The organism is Pseudomonas sp. P7758, assembly GCF_013386485.1.
In the GTDB taxonomy this organism is placed as follows: Bacteria; Pseudomonadota; Gammaproteobacteria; order Pseudomonadales; family Pseudomonadaceae; genus Aquipseudomonas.
Genome location: NZ_JACARS010000058.1, coordinates 86,005 through 104,760, shown reverse-complemented (window position 1 = coordinate 104,760; position 18,756 = coordinate 86,005). Strand labels below are relative to the sequence as shown.

The 18,756-nt window shown below is 60.7% G+C and carries 16 protein-coding genes; 2 read left to right on the top strand and 14 right to left on the bottom strand.

Features of this window, described 5'->3' with window-relative positions; all coding sequences use genetic code 11:
- Positions 1 to 78: 78 nt before the first annotated feature.
- From HX873_RS12860 to HX873_RS12825, 8 genes are all read right to left on the bottom strand, one after another.
- The gene (locus tag HX873_RS12860; protein WP_172834602.1) at positions 79 to 408 is read right to left on the bottom strand and encodes a GlpM family protein; all 330 of its coding nucleotides are present in this window, start codon (positions 406 to 408) and stop codon (positions 79 to 81) included.
- A gap of 18 nt (positions 409 to 426) precedes the next feature.
- Complete coding sequence (locus HX873_RS12855; RefSeq protein ID WP_003208736.1) at positions 427 to 1,767, bottom strand: sigma-54 dependent transcriptional regulator; 1,341 nt, start codon at positions 1,765 to 1,767, stop codon at positions 427 to 429.
- The gene (locus tag HX873_RS12850; RefSeq protein WP_003208735.1) at positions 1,764 to 3,665 is read right to left on the bottom strand and encodes a sensor histidine kinase; all 1,902 of its coding nucleotides are present in this window, start codon (positions 3,663 to 3,665) and stop codon (positions 1,764 to 1,766) included. The genes HX873_RS12855 and HX873_RS12850 overlap by 4 nt, the downstream gene beginning before the upstream one ends.
- Positions 3,666 to 3,732: 67 nt before the next feature.
- Positions 3,733 to 4,467, bottom strand: coding sequence for an amino acid ABC transporter ATP-binding protein (locus HX873_RS12845; protein ID WP_003208734.1), 735 nt, complete (start codon positions 4,465 to 4,467; stop codon positions 3,733 to 3,735).
- Positions 4,464 to 5,135, bottom strand: coding sequence for an amino acid ABC transporter permease (locus HX873_RS12840; protein WP_003208733.1), 672 nt, complete (start codon positions 5,133 to 5,135; stop codon positions 4,464 to 4,466). Before HX873_RS12840 ends, HX873_RS12845 begins: the two co-directional genes overlap by 4 nt.
- The gene (locus HX873_RS12835; RefSeq protein ID WP_003208731.1) at positions 5,135 to 5,881 is read right to left on the bottom strand and encodes an amino acid ABC transporter permease; all 747 of its coding nucleotides are present in this window, start codon (positions 5,879 to 5,881) and stop codon (positions 5,135 to 5,137) included. Before HX873_RS12835 ends, HX873_RS12840 begins: the two co-directional genes overlap by 1 nt.
- Positions 5,882 to 6,076: 195 nt before the next feature.
- Entirely contained in the window at positions 6,077 to 7,003 is a 927-nt protein-coding gene (locus tag HX873_RS12830; protein ID WP_008433481.1) for a glutamate/aspartate ABC transporter substrate-binding protein, read from the bottom strand.
- A 336-nt stretch (positions 7,004 to 7,339) separates the two neighbouring features.
- Complete coding sequence (locus HX873_RS12825; RefSeq protein ID WP_177044494.1) at positions 7,340 to 9,664, bottom strand: TonB-dependent siderophore receptor; 2,325 nt, start codon at positions 9,662 to 9,664, stop codon at positions 7,340 to 7,342.
- A 125-nt stretch (positions 9,665 to 9,789) separates the two neighbouring features.
- Here HX873_RS12825 and HX873_RS12820 point away from each other — a divergent pair, with 125 nt between their 5' ends.
- Positions 9,790 to 10,512 carry a tetratricopeptide repeat protein gene (locus HX873_RS12820; protein WP_177122753.1) on the top strand — a complete coding sequence of 241 codons (723 nt, stop codon included), beginning with the start codon at positions 9,790 to 9,792 and terminating at the stop codon, positions 10,510 to 10,512.
- A gap of 48 nt (positions 10,513 to 10,560) precedes the next feature.
- On the opposite strand, the gene glpD is transcribed toward HX873_RS12820, so the two are convergent.
- The 4 genes from glpD to HX873_RS12800 all read right to left on the bottom strand — a co-directional run bounded on the left by glpD (position 10,561) and on the right by HX873_RS12800 (position 15,563).
- Positions 10,561 to 12,099, bottom strand: coding sequence for a glycerol-3-phosphate dehydrogenase (gene glpD / locus HX873_RS12815; protein WP_008433488.1), 1,539 nt, complete (start codon positions 12,097 to 12,099; stop codon positions 10,561 to 10,563).
- Between the two features lie 173 nt (positions 12,100 to 12,272).
- On the bottom strand, positions 12,273 to 13,028 hold the full coding sequence (locus tag HX873_RS12810; protein WP_003208723.1) for a DeoR/GlpR family transcriptional regulator: 756 nt from the start codon (positions 13,026 to 13,028) through the stop codon (positions 12,273 to 12,275).
- 94 nt (positions 13,029 to 13,122) lie between these two features.
- Positions 13,123 to 14,628: a glycerol kinase GlpK gene (glpK, locus tag HX873_RS12805; protein ID WP_003208721.1), complete on the bottom strand. Its 1,506-nt coding sequence runs from the start codon at positions 14,626 to 14,628 to the stop codon at positions 13,123 to 13,125.
- A gap of 80 nt (positions 14,629 to 14,708) precedes the next feature.
- A complete protein-coding gene (locus HX873_RS12800; protein WP_008433490.1) occupies positions 14,709 to 15,563 on the bottom strand; it encodes an MIP/aquaporin family protein in 855 nt (284 codons plus the stop codon).
- Between the two features lie 360 nt (positions 15,564 to 15,923).
- On the opposite strand from HX873_RS12800, the gene ybaK reads away from it, so the two are divergent.
- Positions 15,924 to 16,394 carry a Cys-tRNA(Pro) deacylase gene (ybaK, locus tag HX873_RS12795; protein WP_003208718.1) on the top strand — a complete coding sequence of 157 codons (471 nt, stop codon included), beginning with the start codon at positions 15,924 to 15,926 and terminating at the stop codon, positions 16,392 to 16,394.
- A 10-nt stretch (positions 16,395 to 16,404) separates the two neighbouring features.
- Here ybaK and HX873_RS12790 read toward each other — a convergent pair whose 3' ends face one another.
- Together HX873_RS12790 and argF are read right to left on the bottom strand one after the other, a co-directional pair.
- Positions 16,405 to 17,514, bottom strand: coding sequence for an ABC transporter ATP-binding protein (locus HX873_RS12790; RefSeq protein WP_177122752.1), 1,110 nt, complete (start codon positions 17,512 to 17,514; stop codon positions 16,405 to 16,407).
- Positions 17,511 to 18,431 carry an ornithine carbamoyltransferase gene (argF, locus tag HX873_RS12785; RefSeq protein WP_134327267.1) on the bottom strand — a complete coding sequence of 307 codons (921 nt, stop codon included), beginning with the start codon at positions 18,429 to 18,431 and terminating at the stop codon, positions 17,511 to 17,513. Before argF ends, HX873_RS12790 begins: the two co-directional genes overlap by 4 nt.
- Positions 18,432 to 18,756: the final 325 nt, after the last annotated feature.

The following is an 18,756-nucleotide window of genomic DNA, read 5'->3' as shown; positions in this document are numbered from 1 at the left end:
GAGCGGAACCAATAGCGGCCGTTACCTAAATAACGGATATACACACCCACCCGGCTCCGCATCTTTGATAGGTGTATGTCAGGCGTGTACCCGGACCCACACGCTGACCAAAATCGTAGCCGCCATCAACCACGCCACCGCCGCCACCGCCAGCGAAGCCTCCAGACGCATCCGGTCAACCATCACATACAACGTCGCCAGGTACACAAAGTACGGAATGATCGACCACATCCCGAACACGATGGTGGTCTTCAAATCCTCCACCGACCGACCCTTGCCGACAATGTAATGCGCAATCAACGCGAACGTCGGAAACAGCGGCACCAACCCTGCAATGTAGTAGTTCTTGGTCTTGGCCAGCGCCGCCAGAATCAACACCACCCCCGCACCCAATGCCGCCTTCAACAATAAATCCACAATGCGCTCCTAGTGGCTCAGCCCGTACTTCTTGACCTTATCGAACAACGTGGTCTTGGCCATCCCCAGTTCCTGGCTGGCCTGGGTCAGGTTGCCGCCGCTGCGTTGCAAGGCATCGTTGAGCAGGTTGCGCTCGAACGCCTCCACCGCTTCGGTAAAGGCCAGCCCATGGTTGCCGCTGCTGGCGCCGCTCTTCTTGAACGCCGGCAAACCGAGGGCAAACCGCTCGGCCACGTTGCGCAGTTCACGCACGTTGCCCGGCCAGTCATGGCTCATCAGGCTGGACAGGGTCTGGTTGTCGAGGTCCGGCGCGGTGCGGTCGAAACGCAGCGACGACTGCTGCAGGAAGTGTTCGAACAACTGCAGGATGTCTTCGCGGCGTTCACGCAGCGGCGGCAGTTCCAGGGTCACCACGTTGAGGCGGTAGTACAGGTCGCTGCGAAACTGGTTGGCGCGGCTCAGGTCGTCGAGGTCGGACTTGGTCGCGGCGATCACCCGGCAATCCACCGCCACGCTCTGGTTCGAGCCCAGGCGTTCCAGGGTGCGTTCCTGCAACACCCGCAGCAGCTTGATCTGCAGGTTCATCGGCATGCTTTCCACTTCGTCGAGGAACAGCGTGCCTTCGTGGGCGTGTTCGATCTTGCCGATGCGGCGCTTGCCGGCGCCGGTGAACGCGTTGGCTTCGTGGCCGAAGATTTCGCTTTCGAACAGGTTCTCCGGCAGGCCGCCGCAGTTCAAGGCGACGAACTGGTGGGAGTGGCGCCGGCTGAAATCGTGCAGGCAGCGCGCGACCAATTCCTTGCCGGTGCCGGTCTCGCCCTCGATCAACACGTTGGCCGAGGTGTCGGCGACGTTGGCGATCAATTCCCGCAGGTTCTGCATGGCCGGGGAGCGACCGATGATCCGGCCTTCCAGCGAATCGCGCTCGGCCAGTTGCCGGCGCAGCGACCAGACTTCCCGGGCCAAACCGCGTTGTTCCAGGGCGCGGCGGGCTACGTCCACCAGGCGCTCGGGAGAGAAGGGTTTCTCCATGAAGTCATAGGCGCCGTTGCGCATCGCGCCCACGGCCATGGAGATATCGCCGTGGCCGGTGATCAGCACCACCGGCAGGCTTTTATCCAGGGCCTTGAGCCGGGTCAGCAACTCCAGGCCGTCGATGCCCGGCAGGCGAATATCGCTGATGACGATGCCGGCGAAGTTTTCACCGACGAGGGTCAGGGCTTCTTCGGCACTGCCCACGCCCACGCTGGGAATGTCTTCCAGGGCCAGGGCTTGCTGGCAGCCGAGCAATACATGGGGGTCGTCTTCGACGATCAGGACGGTCAGGTCGGTGGTTTTTTCTGCGTTCATTTCGACTCGACTTGTTGAGGGCTTGCCAGCGGCAAACTCAGGACAAAGGCAGTACCACCGCTGGCCGGATGCTCGACGGCGAGGTTGCCGCCGGTCGCCGCCGCGAGGCTGGCCGACAGCGTCAGGCCGAGGCCCAGGCCTTGTTCGCCGGGTTTGGTGGTAAAGAACGGTTCGAACAAATGCTTGCGGGTCTCGGGATCAATCCCGTGGCCGTTATCGCGTACCCGCAGGCGATATTTGCCGTCGGCGATGTCGCCTTCCAGCCACAGTTCGGGGGCCGGTTGCGCCTGCATCGCGTCCAGGGCGTTGCCCATCAGGTTGACCAGGATCTGCTCCAGGCGTGTCTGGTCGATCTGCAACTGCGCGCTGCTGAAGTGGCGGTGCACCGTCAGCGGCAGGGTCTCCAGGCGACTGCCGAGGATCTGGAACGTAGCGTCCACGGCCTTGCCCAGATTGGCTTCGCCCTGGTCATCGCCACGCCGGGCAAAGGAGCGCAGGCTGGCGGTGATGCGACCCATGCGGTCGATCAGTTCGTTGATGGTCTTGAGGTTGGCACTGGCGGTGTCCAGCGCCCCACGCTCAAGGAAGCGCACGGTGTTGCCCGACAGGGTACGCAGGGCGGCCAGTGGCTGGTTCAATTCATGGGCGATGCTGGTGGACATCTGGCCGATGGCCGCGAGTTTGCCGGCCTGCACCAGTTCGTCCTGGGCCCGGCGCAAGGTTTCCTCGGCCTGGCGCCGCTCGCGAATCTGGCTCTTGAGCCGCTCGTTGCTGGCCCGCAGGTCGGTGGTGCGTTCGGCAATCCGTCGCTCCAGCTGGTTATTGGCTTCCTGCAGGGCTTCCCGGGCGGCGAGGCGGGTGGCAATCACCTTGCGGCGCTCGTTCCAGGCAATCAGCAGGAATGCCACCAGCGCAAAGGCTACGGCCACCAGGATGCCCTGGTTGATGGCGGCCCGGCGCAGGTCGTTCAGCGGGGTGAGCAGGGTGAAATTCCAGGGGGTGTCGTTCAGCGGGCGGGTCTGGGCCAGGTAGCTGACCTCATGCTCGTCGGCCACCACTTCGCTGTTGGCCGGGAAGGTCAACTTCTCGGTGCCTTCGTTGAGGCGCTCGCGGGCCAGTGGTTCCAGCTCGTTGAGCGTCGCCCAGTAGTATTGCAGGCTGTGGGCAAGGCGGTCCTTGGTGTCATCGCTCAATGGCCGCACGGACTTGAGGCGACGGGCCGGGTCGCTGGAGAGAATGATGATGCCATTCTCGTCACTGACGAAGGCCTCCAGGCGCGCCCGCTGCCAGCGCTCTTCCAGCGCTTCCAGGCGTACCTTGACCACGGCGACGCCGATGATCTTGCCGTGCTCTTCCAGACCATGGGCCAGGTAATAGCCGGGTTCGCCGTTGGTGCTGCCGATGCCGTAGAACCGGCCGGGCTGGCCGCGCACGGCATTCTGGAAATAGGCACGGAAGGACAGGTCTTCACCCTGGTAACTGTCGGCATCGCGCCAGTTACTGGTCGCCAGCACACGGCCGGTGGTGTCCATCACGTAGATCGCCCGGCTGCGACTGCGCCGGTTCAGGCCTTCGAGGTAGTCGTTGACGGTTTTGCGGGTTTCTTGATTCGGGTCGGCCAACAGCCTGGAGACGCTGGATTCCAGCTCCAGGAGACTGGGCAGGTAGGTGTATTTGCTGAGTTCGCTCTCGACGGTGCGGGCGTGCAATTCCAGTTGGCGTTCGCCGGTATCGCTGAGGGTGCGGATCCCATAGAACTCGCTGATCCAGAAGCCGACGTAACCCAGTCCGATCATCAGGGCAATGATCAGCGGCGGCAGGAACAATTGGCGAATCAGACGAGGCTTCACGGCAAGTGATGGCGGCGCGGCGCGAAAGAGGTTGGGGTCGCATTTCATCACAGATGCCTTGGGTCAACCAGTTGTGGTGAGTGGGGTTGCCCGACCCACCACAACAGGGCAGTGCTTAGTGCTGCAGGATTTTCTCGAGGAAGTGCTGCGCACGCTCGGAGCGGGCGCTGATGTCGCCGAAGAATTCCTCTTTCGGGCAGTCTTCGATGATCTTGCCGGCGTCCATGAAGATCACCCGGTCGGCTACCTTGCGGGCGAAACCCATTTCGTGGGTCACGCACATCATGGTCATGCCTTCCTGGGCCAGTTGCACCATCACGTCGAGCACTTCGTTGACCATTTCCGGGTCGAGGGCCGAGGTCGGTTCGTCGAACAGCATGACGATCGGGTCCATCGCCAGCGCACGGGCAATCGCCACACGCTGTTGCTGGCCGCCGGAAAGCTGGCCCGGGTGCTTGTGGGCGTGAGCCGACAGGCCGACGCGCTCCAGCAGTTGCAGGCCCTTCTTGGTGGCTTCTTCCTTGCTGCGGCCCAATACCTTGATCTGCGCGATGGTCAGGTTTTCGGTGATGGTCAGGTGCGGAAACAGCTCGAAGTGCTGGAATACCATGCCGACGCGCGAGCGCAGTTTCGGCAGGTTGGTCTTCGGGTCGGCAATGGAGGTGCCATCGACCACCACGTCGCCTTTCTGGAACGGTTCCAGGGCGTTGACGCACTTGATCAGGGTCGATTTGCCCGAGCCGGACGGCCCGCACACCACGATCACTTCGCCTTTTTTAACCTCGGTGCTGCAATCGGTCAGCACCTGGAAGTCGCCATACCACTTGTTGATATTCTTGATAGAGATCATACGGCAAACCTTTTTTGCAGACGCTTGACCAGCAGCGAGGCGGAAAAGCTGATGATGAAGTAGACGACACCGGCGAAGATCAGGAACTCATTGGAGCGGCCGATGATGTCGCCGTTGGAACGGGCGGAGTTGAGGAAGTCCACCAGGCCCACGGTGTAGACCAGCGAGGTGTCCTGGAACAGGATGATCGACTGTTGCAACAGCAACGGGGTCATCTTGCGGAACGCCTGGGGCAGGATGATCAGGCGCATGGTCTGGCCGTAGGTCATGCCCATCGCTTGCGCCGCGGCCATCTGGCCCTTGGGGATCGACTGCACGCCGGCCCGCACGATTTCGCAGAAGTACGCCGCCTCGAACATCATGAAGGCCACGACGCAGGAGGTGAACGCACCGATCGGGGTGTCTTCGCCGGTGATCCAGCGCAGCACGAACGGCACCGCCAGGTAGAACCAGGTGATCACCAGCAGCAGCGGGATCGAGCGGAAGTAGTTCACGTAGGCGCCGGCCAGGCGCGACAGCAGTTTGCTGGACGACAGGCGCATCAGCGCGAGGATCGTACCCAGGATGATGCCGCCGACCACGCCCATGACCATCAACTGCAAGGTCATGACCATGCCGTTCCACAGGCCCGGGATGGCGGGGATGATGCCGCTGAAATCGAAGTCCATTATTTACCCCCCACGGAGATCAGGCCGGGCACGGCGACTTTCTTCTCGACCACGCGCATCAGCAGCATCAGGCTCATGTTCAGGGTGAAATAGATCAGCGTGGCCAGGGTGAAGGCCTCGAACAGGTTGGCCGAGAACTCGGCGGTCTGTTTGGTTTGCGCCAGCAGTTCCATCAAGCCGATCAGGGACGCCACGGAGGAGTTCTTGAAGACGTTGAGGAATTCCGAGGTAAGCGGCGGAATGATGATCCGGTAGGCCTGGGGCAGCAGCACGTTCCAGTAGATCTGCGGCAGCTTGAAGCCCATGGCGCGTGCGGCGGATTCCTGGCCCCGTGGCAGCGCCTGGATGCCGGTACGCACTTGTTCGCACACACGGGCGGCGGTGAACAGGCCCAGGCACACCACAACGCTCAGGTAGGCCGAGGTGGTCGGGTTGAGGTCTTGTTTGTACCAGTCCTGCAGGTTCTGCGGCAGCAGGTCGGGTATCAGGAAATACCAGATGAACAGCTGAACCAGCAGCGGTACGTTGCGAAACAGTTCCACGTAGCAGGTCGCGATGCCCGATACGATGCGGTTTGGCACGGTGCGCATGACGCCCAGAATAGACCCCAGCAGCAAGGCGATGATCCATGCCACGACGGCGATGGCAATGGTCCAGCCCAAGCCGGCGATGTACCAGTCGAGATAAGTCTCGCTGCCCACGCCGGTGGACTTGAAGAACACGCCCCAGTCCCAGTTGTAATTCATTAGGGTCTCCCCTCGAGATCGATCGATGTACAAGCACCCGCTTGGGGAAGGTCCTTTCCCGCCCGACGGTGAACGCCAGGCACACGCGATCGGCTCGAAAACCGCCAGGTCGAGTGTTCCAAAATTAAAGCCAGCAGGTAGCAACAGACGCCTGAGGGAGGGTTGGCTCCCTCAGGACATAAGCTTAGTCAGGTATCAGATTTTTACGTCAGGCGCTGGCTTGTCGCTTGGGTTGGCGATCAGATCCTTGACCTTGTCGCTCATCGGGAAGTTGAGGTTCAGGCCTTTTGGTGGAATCGGGCTCTCGAACCACTTGCTGTAGATCTTGTTGATCTCGCCGGACTTGTACAGGCCGACGATCGCATCATCCACGGCCTTCTTGAAGGCTGGGTCGTCTTTGCGAACCATGCAGGCGTAGGCTTCGAAGGACTGTGGAGTACCGGTGATGACCCAGTCGTCCGGCTTCTTGGCCTTGGCTTCTTCACCGGCCAGCAGGGCGTCGTCCATCATGAAGGCAACGGCGCGGCCGCTTTCCAGCATCTGGAAGGATTCGCCGTGGTCCTTGGCGGAGATGACGTTCATGCCCATCTGCTTGTCGGCGTTCATCGCCTTGATGATGCGCTCGGACGTGGTGCCGGCGGTGGTCACGACGTTCTTGCCTTTCAGGTCGGCGAAATCGCTGTAGGACGGCTTGCCTTCCTTGTCTTTCTTGACCAGCAGGCGGGTGCCGATTTCGAAGATATTGACGGTGAAGTCAACCTGCTGGGCGCGTTCGGCGTTGTTGGTGGTGGAGCCGCACTCGATATCCGCGGTGCCGTTCTGGATCAGCGGGATACGGGTTTGCGAGGTGACCAGGTTGTACTTGGTCTTCAGGTCGGGTTTGTTCAGGTCTTTTTTCAGGGCTTCAACGATAGCCAGCTGAATGTCGTGGGAGTAGCCCACGGGTTTGCCCGAACCATCCGCGATATAGGAAAACGGAATGGAGCTGTCGCGGTGAGCGAGAGTGATCGTGCCGGAGTCGTTGATTTTCTTCAGTGTGCCGGTGAGTTCGGCGGCGAAAACTGGAGTGCTGATCAGAGCAGCAGCGATAGCTGCGCCCAGGATATGGGGAACGATGCGCATCAATACTTCCTCGACATTTGTTTTTTTTATGAGACCGGTTGGGACGGCCACGTTTTTATATAAACAGTACTGCGAAAGCCTGTGACGGCTCCTGAGGCGCCTCAGGCAATCGCCTACGAGTGTAGAGCATGAGTCGTGCCAGACCAGAAATAAAAGGTTAACCATATGATTTATATAGAGATTAACTTTGTGTTACGGGTTTTTTCTCCTGTTTGGGTCCGGCAAACCGAATAGGTTGAGCTATGGCGTTCGGAAAACCGAATGGCGGCGTGGGCCTGTATCGCCCATGAAAAAGCCCCGGGAGTGTGGCTCCCGGGGCTTTTGGGTGTGGCTCTGTCAGAACGTATAGTCGGCCGACACCACTGCCGCGCGGCCATCGCCGGGCACTGCCCAACCGTTGTTGCGGATACGGGTGAGGTACTCCTTGTCGAACAGGTTGTTGATGTTCAGCTGCAGGTTCAACTGTTTGTTGACCTTGTAACCGAGCATCGCACGCTGCACCGCATAGCCGGGGGAAGTCGGCGAGTTGGCGGCGCTGACCAGGTACTGCTTGGTTTGCGCCGTAATGCCGTAGCCCACCTGGAAGTCGTAGGGCAGGTCGTACACCGTCCAGATGCTGGCTGCATGTTTGGGGGTGAAGGTCAGCGGCTCGCCTTTCTGCACGTCGATGCCGGTGGTCGCCAGGGTGTAATCGCTGGCGCTGCGCAGCACACGAGTGTTCAGGTAGGTGTAGTTGGCGAAGACTTTCCAGCGGTCAGTAAGTTGGCCGCTCAGGCCCAGCGCCACGCCGTCTGCACGTGCCTTGCCGTCGAGGGTCTGGGTGCCGCTCAGGTTGCTCGGGTCGTTGTCGGCGACTTTATAGTTGGTGCGGTCATTGCGGAAGATCGCGCCCGTCAGCGACAGGGCGTTGTCGAGCAGGTCCCACTTGGTGCCGATCTCATAGCTGACGGCGGTTTCCGGGGAAACATCGCAGTTGTTGGTGGCGATGCTTGAGCTTTTGGCCGGGGTGTAGCAACCCCCATTGACGCTGGCCTGGGACGGCGTCTTGCTGTTGCCGTAGGCGATATAGAAGCTGCCGTTTTCCACCGGTTTGTAGACCAGCGCCAGGCGGTAGGAGGTCAGGTCATCCGCCTGGCCGTAGCGAGTGCCGGGCGTTTCCACGCCAGTGCTGGAATAGGCATTGGTCACCGAGCTGCCGGCGTTGTGCTCGTAACGCAGGCCGCCGTTGATTTCCCACTGTGGGTTGAGCTTGAGCGTGTCGAAGGCATAGGCGGCGCGGTTGTTCAGCGCGCCGTCAATGTGGGCGGCCCGGGTGAAGTTGACGGGGCCGGACCATTCGGAGTTCGGATCGCTGTAGCTGACCGGTGGTGGGACGATGGTGCTGCCGTTGGCGTTGGTCAGCCATTTACCGGTATCCGCCTCGTATTCCTCGCGGCTGATGGCGATGCCGGTCACCAGCGTGTGGTCGATGAACCCGGTGCTGAAGTGGCTGGTGACGTCGGTCTGGTTGGTGAACATCTTGTTCTGGGTGTTGCGCTCGTTACCCAGTGAGCCGCCGCTTGGCTGGAAGTAGCCCGGCTGCAGGCCTGCGGCGCAAGGGGCGCCGGTGATCTGGGTGCCGCTGGCCAGACAGCCGGTCAATGCACCTTCGGGGCCTGAGGCGCGCAGGTCCTGGCGCACCCGCTCGACGCGGGTGAAGTTGCGCACCGAGACGGCGTCGTTGAAGTCGTGTTCGAGCTTCAGGCTGAACGAGTCCGAGGTGATTTGCTGGTCATTGATGTTGTGGTAGCCGTAGTAGTCACTCCAACCCACGCCCGGCATGGGCTTGCCGTTGTAGATCGGGATGCCGTACTGCGGCGTGTTGTTGTCTTTCTGGTGCTCGTAACTGACGGTGACGCGTGTCGGCGTGCCCAGGCCAAACGCGATGGAGGGCGCGATGCCCCAGCGTTCGTAATCTTCATAATCGCGGCCAGGCACGTCGTTACCATGGGCCATCAGGTTCAGGCGGAACGCGGTGGTGTCGTTCAGCGTCTGGTTGGTGTCCAGGGTGGTGCGCTTGTAGTTATCGGTGCCGATGCCCGCACTGATGGTGGTTTTGTCGCGTAATTCCGGCTGTTTGCTCACCAGGTTGATGGTGCCACCGACCGCGCCGGAGCCGGAATACACCGAACTTGCGCCGCTGACGACTTCGACCTGCTCCAGGTTGAACGGGTCGGTGCGGCTGTACTGCGCGCTGTCGCGCACGCCGTCCACGTAGATGTCGCCGCTGGCGGAGAAGCCGCGCAGGTTGATGCTGTCGCCATACCCGCTGCCGCCTTCGCCGGCCCCGAAGGTGATCCCCGGCACGGTGCTGAGCACGTCGCGCAGGGTCAGCAGGTTCTGGTCATGAATGACTTCCTTGGGCACCACCGTGATGGTCTGCGGCGTGTCGCGCAGGGCCTCGGTGTACTTGGGGGAAGAAGGCGCCACAGGGTTGTAGACGCTCTGGCTCGGGGCCTGGCCTTCGATGCTGGTCGCGCCGAGTTGGATGACGCCTGTGTTGTCTTCTGGTGCGGGCTCCGCCGCGTAACTGAATCCTCCTTGCGCAGCCACTGCCAGGCCCACTGCCGACGCGAGCAAATGCCGCGATGAGAGGGGGGCAGAACTGATGCCGGTAGCCATTGAGTAATCTCTTGTTGGTGTTAGTGAGATGCGATCGTAATTGATAAGCGATCTCAAATGTAATACTTTGTAACCAAATAAATCATGAAACTTTTTGCGGTCCTTGATCGCTACTCGGGGCAGGAATGCAGAGCGCACAGCCAGGCAGCGAGCCCTCGGATATCGGTGATAACCCGCGTGCCTACGTGCGCTGGGTGATGTATGCGGCACAGCTGGGAGATGCCGACGCACAGGCGACCCTGGCCCAGCTGCTGCTCGACGGTCGTGGCGTGCAGAAGGATGAGGCGCTGGGGTTGAGCTGGTTTCGCATCGCTGCGCGGCAGCGTCACCCCATGGCGATCAACATGATCGGGCGCTGCCTGGAGAATGGCTGGGGCTGCGAGGTCGACTTGGAAGACAGTGCGCGGCATTACCGCAAGGCCGCCGATCTGGGGCTGGATTGGGGTTTGTATAACTACGGCCAGTTGCTGACGCGTGGCCGTGGTGTGGAGCGTGACCTTGTCGCGGCATATGAACTCTTCCGCCAGGCTGCGGCCAAGGGGCACGCCAAGTCGATGAACCTGTTGGGTCGGTTCCACCATGAAGGCGTGGTGGTGCCCAAGGATGTTCAACTGGCGCGCCAGTGGTATCAGCGCTCAGCCGAGGCCGGGGATTTCCGCGGGCAATACAACCATGCTGCGGAGCTGGCTGACGACGGCGACGAAGTGCAGGCCTGCCTATGGTTGGAGCGGGCTCTCGCGACGGCCACGCCAGGCTTTTTGCAGGCGGCTTATCCCGTGTTGCTGGGCTCTGCCTTCAGCGGGATTCGTGAAATGGGCCTGCGCTATCAGCGTCATCTGCAGGCATGAAAAAGCCCCTGGACCTTTCGGTGCAGGGGCTTTTTTACGTCGGGCTGATCAGGCCGCTTCGATCTTGCCGCGGTTGTGCTCAACCTTGGACAGGTAACGCTGCACGTTCTCCTGCTCCTGCGGCGTGGTGAACAGGCCCAGCTTGCTGCGGCGCCACAGGATGTCCTGGGGCTGAGTGGCCCATTCTTCAGCGCACAGGTAATCGACTTCGCGGGTGTACAGGCCGCCACCGAGGTGGTCACCCATGTCCGCCAGCGATTGCACGCCTTCCAGCAGGCGCCAGGTGCGGCTGCCGTAAGTGGTGGACCAGCGACGGGCAATCTCGCTCGGCACCCAGTCGTATTTGCTACGGATTGCATCGGCCAGGGCTTCTGGAGTGCTCATGTTTTCGCCGCCGGGCAGGGTGGCTGTAGCCGTCCAGCTTGGGCGCATCTGCGTGAAGTAAGGCGCCAGTTGTGCCATCGCCGATTCGGCCAGCTTGCGGTAGGTGGTCAGCTTGCCGCCGAACACCGACAGCAACGGCGCCTCGCCCGAGGTGCCGGACAGCGCCAGGGTGTAGTCGCGGGTCACGGCCGACGGGTTGTCGGACTCGTCGTTGCACAACGGGCGCACGCCGGAATAGGTGTGCACGATGTCATCGCGGCTCAGCTGCTTCTTGAAGTGCGCGTTGACCACATTGAGCATGTAGTCGGTTTCACCTTCGGTAATCGCCACTTTCGCCGGGTCGCCGGTGTATTCGCGGTCGGTGGTGCCGATGATGGTCAGGTGATTCAGGTACGGAATGGTGAAGACGATACGCTGGTCTTCGTTCTGCAGGATGTGCGCGTGGGCGCCTTCATACAGCTTCGGTACGATCAGGTGGCTGCCCTGGATCAGACGGATGCCGTAGGGCGAATCCAGCTTCAAGTCATCCTTGATGAACTTGGCCACCCACGGGCCGGCAGCGTTCACCAGCGCTCGGGCGCGGATCGAGAACAGGCTGCCGTCGGCACGTTCCATGTTCATTTCCCACAGGCCTTTGCTGCGGTGTGCGCTGACGCAACGGGTCTGGGTGTGGATGTGCGCACCCTTTTCCCGCGCAGCCATGGCGTTGAGTACTACAAGGCGGGCGTCGTCGACCCAGCAATCGGAGTATTCGAAGCCTTTGGTGATTTCGCTTTTCAGCGGGCTGTCGGGGCCGAACTTGAGGCTCTTGGAGCCTTCGAGTTTTTCCCGCTTGCCCAGATGGTCATACAGGAACAGGCCGGCGCGAATCATCCATGCCGGACGCAGGTGCGGGCGGTGAGGCAATACAAAGCGCATCTGCTTGACGATGTGCGGGGCCTTGGCCAGCAGCACCTCACGTTCAGCCAGGGCTTCGCGCACCAGGCGGAATTCGTAATGCTCCAGGTAGCGCAGGCCACCGTGGATCAGCTTGCTGCTCGCGGAGGAAGTGTGGCTGGCCAGGTCGTCCTTTTCGCAAAGGAATACCGACAAACCGCGACCGGCTGCGTCTGCTGCAATCCCGACGCCATTGATCCCGCCACCGATAACGGCGACGTCATAGACTTCGGCAAGCGGTGGGGCAGGCAAGGTAGAAGGGTTCATCGGCTGGCCTCGCAATCTTTTTCGTATTGGAATTCGAACATAAATGTTCATTTGCGAAAATGGTAGCTTATAAACGCAGGCACAGCCAGCCCGCTTCGATTGAAAATACTGATCGAAGGGCGAAGAAAGGAAAATTTGTGAACATCAGGGGGCAGGACACCCCCTGTATAGGCTTACACCACTTCCAGCCGAATCTTGTGCTGATTCAGCAACTGCACCAGTGCCGGGACCGGCTGCTGATCGGTGACTAAACAATCAATCAAACTGATGGGTCCCAGGCGAATCATGGCGTTGCGCCCGAATTTGCTGGAGTCCGCCGCCAGGATCACCTTGCGCGCATTGGCAATGATCGCCTGGGAAACCCGTACTTCCTGGTAATCGAAGTCCAACAGGCTGCCGTCTTCATCGATGCCGCTGATGCCCACCAGGGCAAAATCGACCTTGAACTGGTTGATGAAATCAACGCTGGCCTGGCCTACCACACCGCCATCCCGGCGCACGTTGCCGCCGGTCAGGAGTACGTCGAAGTCGTCTTTGGCACTCAGCATCATGGCGACGTTGAGGTTATTGGTGATGATTTTCAGGTGGCTGTGGTTAAGCAGCGCACGCGCGATCGATTCGGTGGTGGTACCGATGTTGATAAAAAGCGAGGCGTGATCGGGGATTTGCGCGGCGATGGCTTCGCCGATGCGCTGTTTTTCGTCGCGCATCTGGTCGGCACGCATGGCGTACGCGGTGTTTTCAACGCTGGAATCATAGGCTGCGCCGCCATGGTAGCGGCGCAACAGATTGGCTTCCGCCAGTTGATTGATATCGCGGCGGATGGTTTGCGGGGTGACAACGAAGAGCTGCGCCATTTCCTCGATACTCACATAGCCGCGTTCGCGAACCAGTTCGAGGATTTGTTGCTGGCGGGGAGGCAGATTCATGGTGCGTCCTTTGGGCTGCCGTAAAAAGTGGCCCATGATGACGCAGGAATCTGCTCCCTGCCAGTTACAACCCTATGCGCGTCCGGCGCTTGGCTTATTCAGCGCCTTCGTGGGGTTCCCAGTCGCGGGTGCGGCTGACTGCTTTCTGCCAGCCGGCGTAGAGTTTTTCCTTCGCTGCTTCTTCCAGCTGCGGTTCGAATTGACGCTCGATTACCGCCTTGCCACGCAGTTCGTCCAGGCTGCCCCAGAAACCGCACGCCAGGCCGGCCAGGTAAGCGGCGCCCAACGCGGTGGTTTCGCGCATTTGTGGGCGTTCAACCTGGGTACCGAGGATGTCGGCCTGGAACTGCATCAGGAAGTTGTTGGCGACCGCGCCACCGTCTACCCGCAGGGATTTGAGGCGTTCGCCGGAATCCTGCTGCATGGCATCGAGTACGTCGCGGGTCTGGTAGGCAATCGACTCCAGGGCTGCACGAATGATGTGATCCACGCGTACACCACGGGTCAGGCCGAACAGCGCACCACGGGCATACGGGTCCCAGTACGGAGCGCCCAGGCCGGTGAAGGCTGGCACCAGGTACACGCCGTTGCTGTCCTTGACCTTGCCGGCGAAGTATTCGGTGTCGGTGGCATCGGCGATGATCTTCAACTCGTCACGCAGCCATTGCACGGTGGAGCCGCCGTTGAACACGGCGCCTTCCAGGGCGTAGGCCACTTCGCCACGCGGGCCGCAGGCGATGGTGGTGAGCATGCCGTGCTTGGATTTCACCGCCTTGTCGCCGGTGTTCATCAGCAGGAAGCAGCCGGTGCCGTAGGTGTTTTTCGCCTGGCCCGGTTCTACGCACATTTGGCCAAACAGCGCCGCCTGCTGGTCACCGGCGATACCGCCGATGGCGATACCGCTTTTGGTGCGACCATAGATTTCCGAGGAAGACTTCACTTCCGGCAGCATTTCGCGCGGCACGTCGAGAATCTCCAGCATCTTCGCATCCCACTCCAGCGTGTGGATGTTGAAGAGCATGGTGCGCGAGGCGTTGGTGTAGTCGGTGACGTGGGTCTTGCCGCCGGTAAATTTCCAGATCAGCCAGCTGTCGATGGTGCCGAACAGCAGCTCGCCGTTACGCGCACGTTCGCGACTGCCTTCGACGTTGTCGAGGATCCACTTGAGCTTGGTGCCGGAGAAGTACGGGTCGGTGACCAGGCCGGTGGTGTCGTTGATGTATTGCTCGTGACCGTCGCGCTTGAGCTGCTGGCAGATCTCGGTGCTGCGGCGGCATTGCCAGACGATCGCGTTGTAGATAGGACGGCCGGTGATTTTGTCCCATACCACGGTGGTTTCACGCTGGTTGGTGATACCGATTGCCGCGACCTGGTCATGGTGCAGGCCGGCTTGTGCCAGGGCCTCGACCATCACCGCGCTCTGGGTGGCGAAAATCTCCATCGGGTCATGTTCGACCCAGCCGGCTTGCGGGTAATGCTGGGTGAATTCACGCTGGGCGGTGCAGACCACGTTGGCGTCACGATCGAAGATGATCGCCCGGGAACTGGTGGTGCCCTGATCGAGGGCAATGATGTAGTTCTTATTCTGAATGTCGGTCATGTCGATTGCCTTGGACGGAGAATAGGGAAGTCAGTAAACAGCCTGGGCCGCAAAAGGGCAGTACGGTCCAGGCTATCGCATCAGGAAGTACGGGTTTTGGCGGTGGCAGCCGCTTCGGTTGCATCAGTTGTAGCAGGTGCGGCGCTGGGCAGGTGACGGGCAATCAGCCCGCGATAGGCGGCAGCACCGAGGCAGGCGCCGACAATCGGCGCAAAGATCGGAATCAGGAAGTAAGGAATGTCGCGCCCGCCAGTGAAAGCCATTTCACCCCAACCGGCGAAAAAGGTCATCAGCTTGGGGCCGAAGTCACGGGCCGGGTTCATCGCAAAGCCGGTCAGCGGGCCCATGGCACTGCCGATCACGGCAATCAGCAAACCAATCAGCAGCGGCGCCAACGGGCCGCGGGGCAGGCCGTTGTTGTCATCGGTCAGGGCCATGATCACGCCCATCAGGATCGCGGTGATGACCATTTCCACCAGGAACGCCTGGGCCGTGCCCAGCAGCGGATGCGGGTAGGTGGAGAACACCGACGCCAATTCCAGGCTAGCCTGGGTGCCGCGAATCATGTGGTGGGTTTGTTCGTAATCGAAAAACAGGTTGCTGTAGAGCGTGTAAACCAACGCGGCCGAACAGAAGGCCCCGGCGACCTGGGCGATGATGTAGAACGGCAGTTTGCGCTTGTCGAAATCGGCAAAGATGCACAGGGCGATACTGACCGCCGGATTCAGGTGAGCCCCGGAAATACCGGCGCTCAGGTAGATCGCCATGCTGACGCCGATCCCCCAGATGATACTGATTTCCCACAACCCAAAGCTGGCACCCGCGACCTTGAGCGCAGCAACACATCCGGTACCGAAGAAGATCAGCAACGCAGTGCCCAGGAATTCGGCCATGCATTGACTTGAAAGTGAAGGCTGTTGAAGAGCAGTTGTCATGGAAAACCTCTGTTTTTGTTGTTGTCTGGCGTTTTGCCGCAACGGGCAATCGGCGATTTTCACCGTGGCGAGGATCCCCATCCTGTTCGCGGCTTACTGCTGTGAATCCGTAGGTGCATTCCTACAGTATTCGTAAACGAAAAAATATAGACAAGAATGACGGCTGTCAAAGGTCGAAAGTGAACGATCGGTCATTTTGTAATTATTGGTGTGGTGAATGATCGTGCCGTGGGCGCGGGAAGCGGCAGGGAAGGTGCGCGTGAGCGCGTGGCAGAGGGCTTCGGACTAGAGCCTTTTGCTTGTTGTTGGCCTAGAATTGGCTGTCTGTTTTTTCACCTTTTTGCCAAGCCTGGAGCCCACATGACGCCCGCATTGGACCTGTTGAAAAAAGTTCGCGCCGAACATCGAATTCACAGTTACGAACATGACCCCAAGGCAGCGTCCTATGGTCTGGAGGCCGCGGAAAAATTGGGCCTGGACCCGGCGCAGGTGTTCAAGACCCTGCTGGCCAGCAGTGAAAAAGCCGAGCTGCTGGTGGCGGTTGTGCCGGTCGTCGGAAGTTTGGATTTAAAGGCGTTGGCGCAGGCGGCGGGGGTAAAAAAGGTCGAGATGGCAGACCCGGCAGCGGCGCAACGGGCCACCGGTTACTTACTAGGCGGCATCAGCCCGCTGGGGCAGAAGAAACGCCTGCGCACCTTCATCGATGTGACGGCGCAGTCGTTTCCGACAATTTTTATCAGTGCGGGGAGAAGGGGGCTTGAGGTGGAGTTGGCAGCGACAGTGCTGGCCGAACACACCCAGGCCAAGTTCGCGGAAATTGGCCGGGCGTGATGCGTTGACGTCAGGAGGCGGTGCTGTAGCGTCGAACGCCTGACTCAACCTGAGGGATTTGTGCTGCGGTGCTGCCTGAGGCCTGGAACAACACCAGGTGCTCGGCTGCCACGCGAATGCCCACGTCGGCACCGACCAAGTGATCGGCGTGGCTGGGGAAGATCGACTCCAGCTGAGCGCCTGTCGGCAGCTGCAAGCGATACAGGGTCGACGCGCCGAGGAACGTCTTGCCGACAATCCGCGCCTTCAAGGCGCTGTCCGGTGCATAAACGATGTCGTCCGGGCGCAGCAACACATCCACCGCGCCGCCGGTTGGCCAGGTGTAGGCACGATTGCCGCGCAACTCCCCCAGTTCGGTGGTAACCGATTCCGGCGTGTTCAACTGCCCGCGAATGAAGTAACCCTGGCCAATGAAGCTGGCGACAAAGGGTGTCAGCGGTTCGTGATAGAGGTTGTAGGGCGTATCCCACTGCTCCAGGCGACCCTCCTTGAACACGCCGACATGGTCACTCACTGCGAAGGCTTCTTCCTGGTCGTGGGTCACCAGAATCGCACTGGTGCCCCGCGCCTTGAGGATATCGCGTACTTCGTGGCTGAGTTTGCGCCGCAGTTCGCCGTCGAGGTTGGAGAAGGGTTCGTCCAGCAGCAACAATTGCGGTTCCGGCGCCAGGGCGCGAGCCAGGGCGACGCGTTGCTGCTGGCCGCCCGAGAGTTCGTGGGGGAAGCGCTTGCCGAGGTTTTTCAGGTTCACCAGTTCCAGCAATTCAGCGACCACACGCTCTTTTTGCGGGTGCTTGCGAATGCCGAAGGCGATGTTGTCGGCCACGCTGAGGTGTGGAAACAGCGCGTAGTCCTGGAACACCATGCCGATCCGACGTTTCTCCGGAGCCAGTGTGAAACCGGCGCTGGAAATGATTTCGCCTGCCAGGCTGATCTCGCCTTCATGCACCGGCTCAAACCCGGCAATCGCTCGCAGGGTGGTGGTCTTGCCGCAGCCCGAGGAGCCCAGCAGGCAACCGATGTCGCCGGCGTTGAGGTGCAGATTGAGGTTCTGCACCACCCGTTGGTCTTGATAGCCGCATGCCAGATTGCGCAGGTTCAGCAGTAATGGCTGGCTCATGCAGGACGGTACGCCGGCGCAACCAGAAACTCGAGCAGGGCTTTTTGTGCGTGCAGGCGGTTTTCCGCCTGGGCCCAGGCTACTGAACGTTGATCGTCCAGCAGGTCGAGACTGATTTCTTCGCCACGGTGGGCGGGCAGGCAGTGCATGAACAGCACGTCCGGCGCGGCCAGGTCGAGCAGGGCGCGGGTGACCTGGAACGGGGCGAAGAGCTTGAGGCGCTTGGCGGTTTCCTCTTCCTGGCCCATGGAGGTCCACACGTCGGTGCTCACCAGGTGTGCGCCGATGACCGCCTCACGCGGGTCGCGGACGATGGTCACGCGGTCGCCGGCCTCGGCCAGGAAACGTGCATCCGGCTCGTAGCCTTCAGGGCAGGCAACGCGCAATTTGAAGTCGAACTGGATCGCCGCTTCTATATAGCTGTTGCACATGTTGTTGCCGTCGCCGATCCAGGCCACGGTCTTGCCCTGGATCGAGCCGCGCTGTTCGAGGAAGGTTTGCATGTCGGCCAGCAACTGGCAGGGGTGCAGGTCATCGGACAGGCCGTTGATCACGGGCACTCGGGAGTTGGCGGCAAATTCGGTCAGGGTGCTGTGGGCGAAGGTACGGATCATCACCGCATCCAGCATGCTCGACATCACGATCGCGCAATCGCTGATCGGCTCGCCACGGCCCAGTTGGGTATCGCGAGGTGACAGGAAGATAGCCTGGCCGCCGAGCTGAATCATGCCGGCTTCGAAAGACACGCGGGTGCGGGTGGACGACTTCTCGAAAATCATCCCGAGCACGCGGTTTTTCAAAGGCTCGAACAGTACGCCGCGGTTACGCAGGTCTTTAAGCTCAATGCCTCGACGGAGCACGCTGACCAGCTCTTCGGGCGTGCAATCCATCAGGGAGAGAAAGTGCCTTGCGCTCATCATTAACTACCTTTTTGCAACAGACCGCAGATACTCAAAGCCTGGTTTATTTTGAAAACGGGCGAGACCTGCGGCGAAAGCCGCACGGGGCGACGAAATAGGGGAAGGCGCGATCTTATAATTAAATGTCGCGTCTTACCAATAGGGCTACAGTTTTTAGGGGAGTTCAAGGACGCGGGGAGGGCGCTTTTGAAGCCTGTTTCCTGACAGCAGCGGGTCATTTGTACACTGGCGCTGCGCCACATTGCAATGCGTGAGGGCGGGCTGAGGCCGGGCTGCGTCGGTTTCAGCGGGCTGCCGAAGGCTTCTGAAACATTTCCTGATG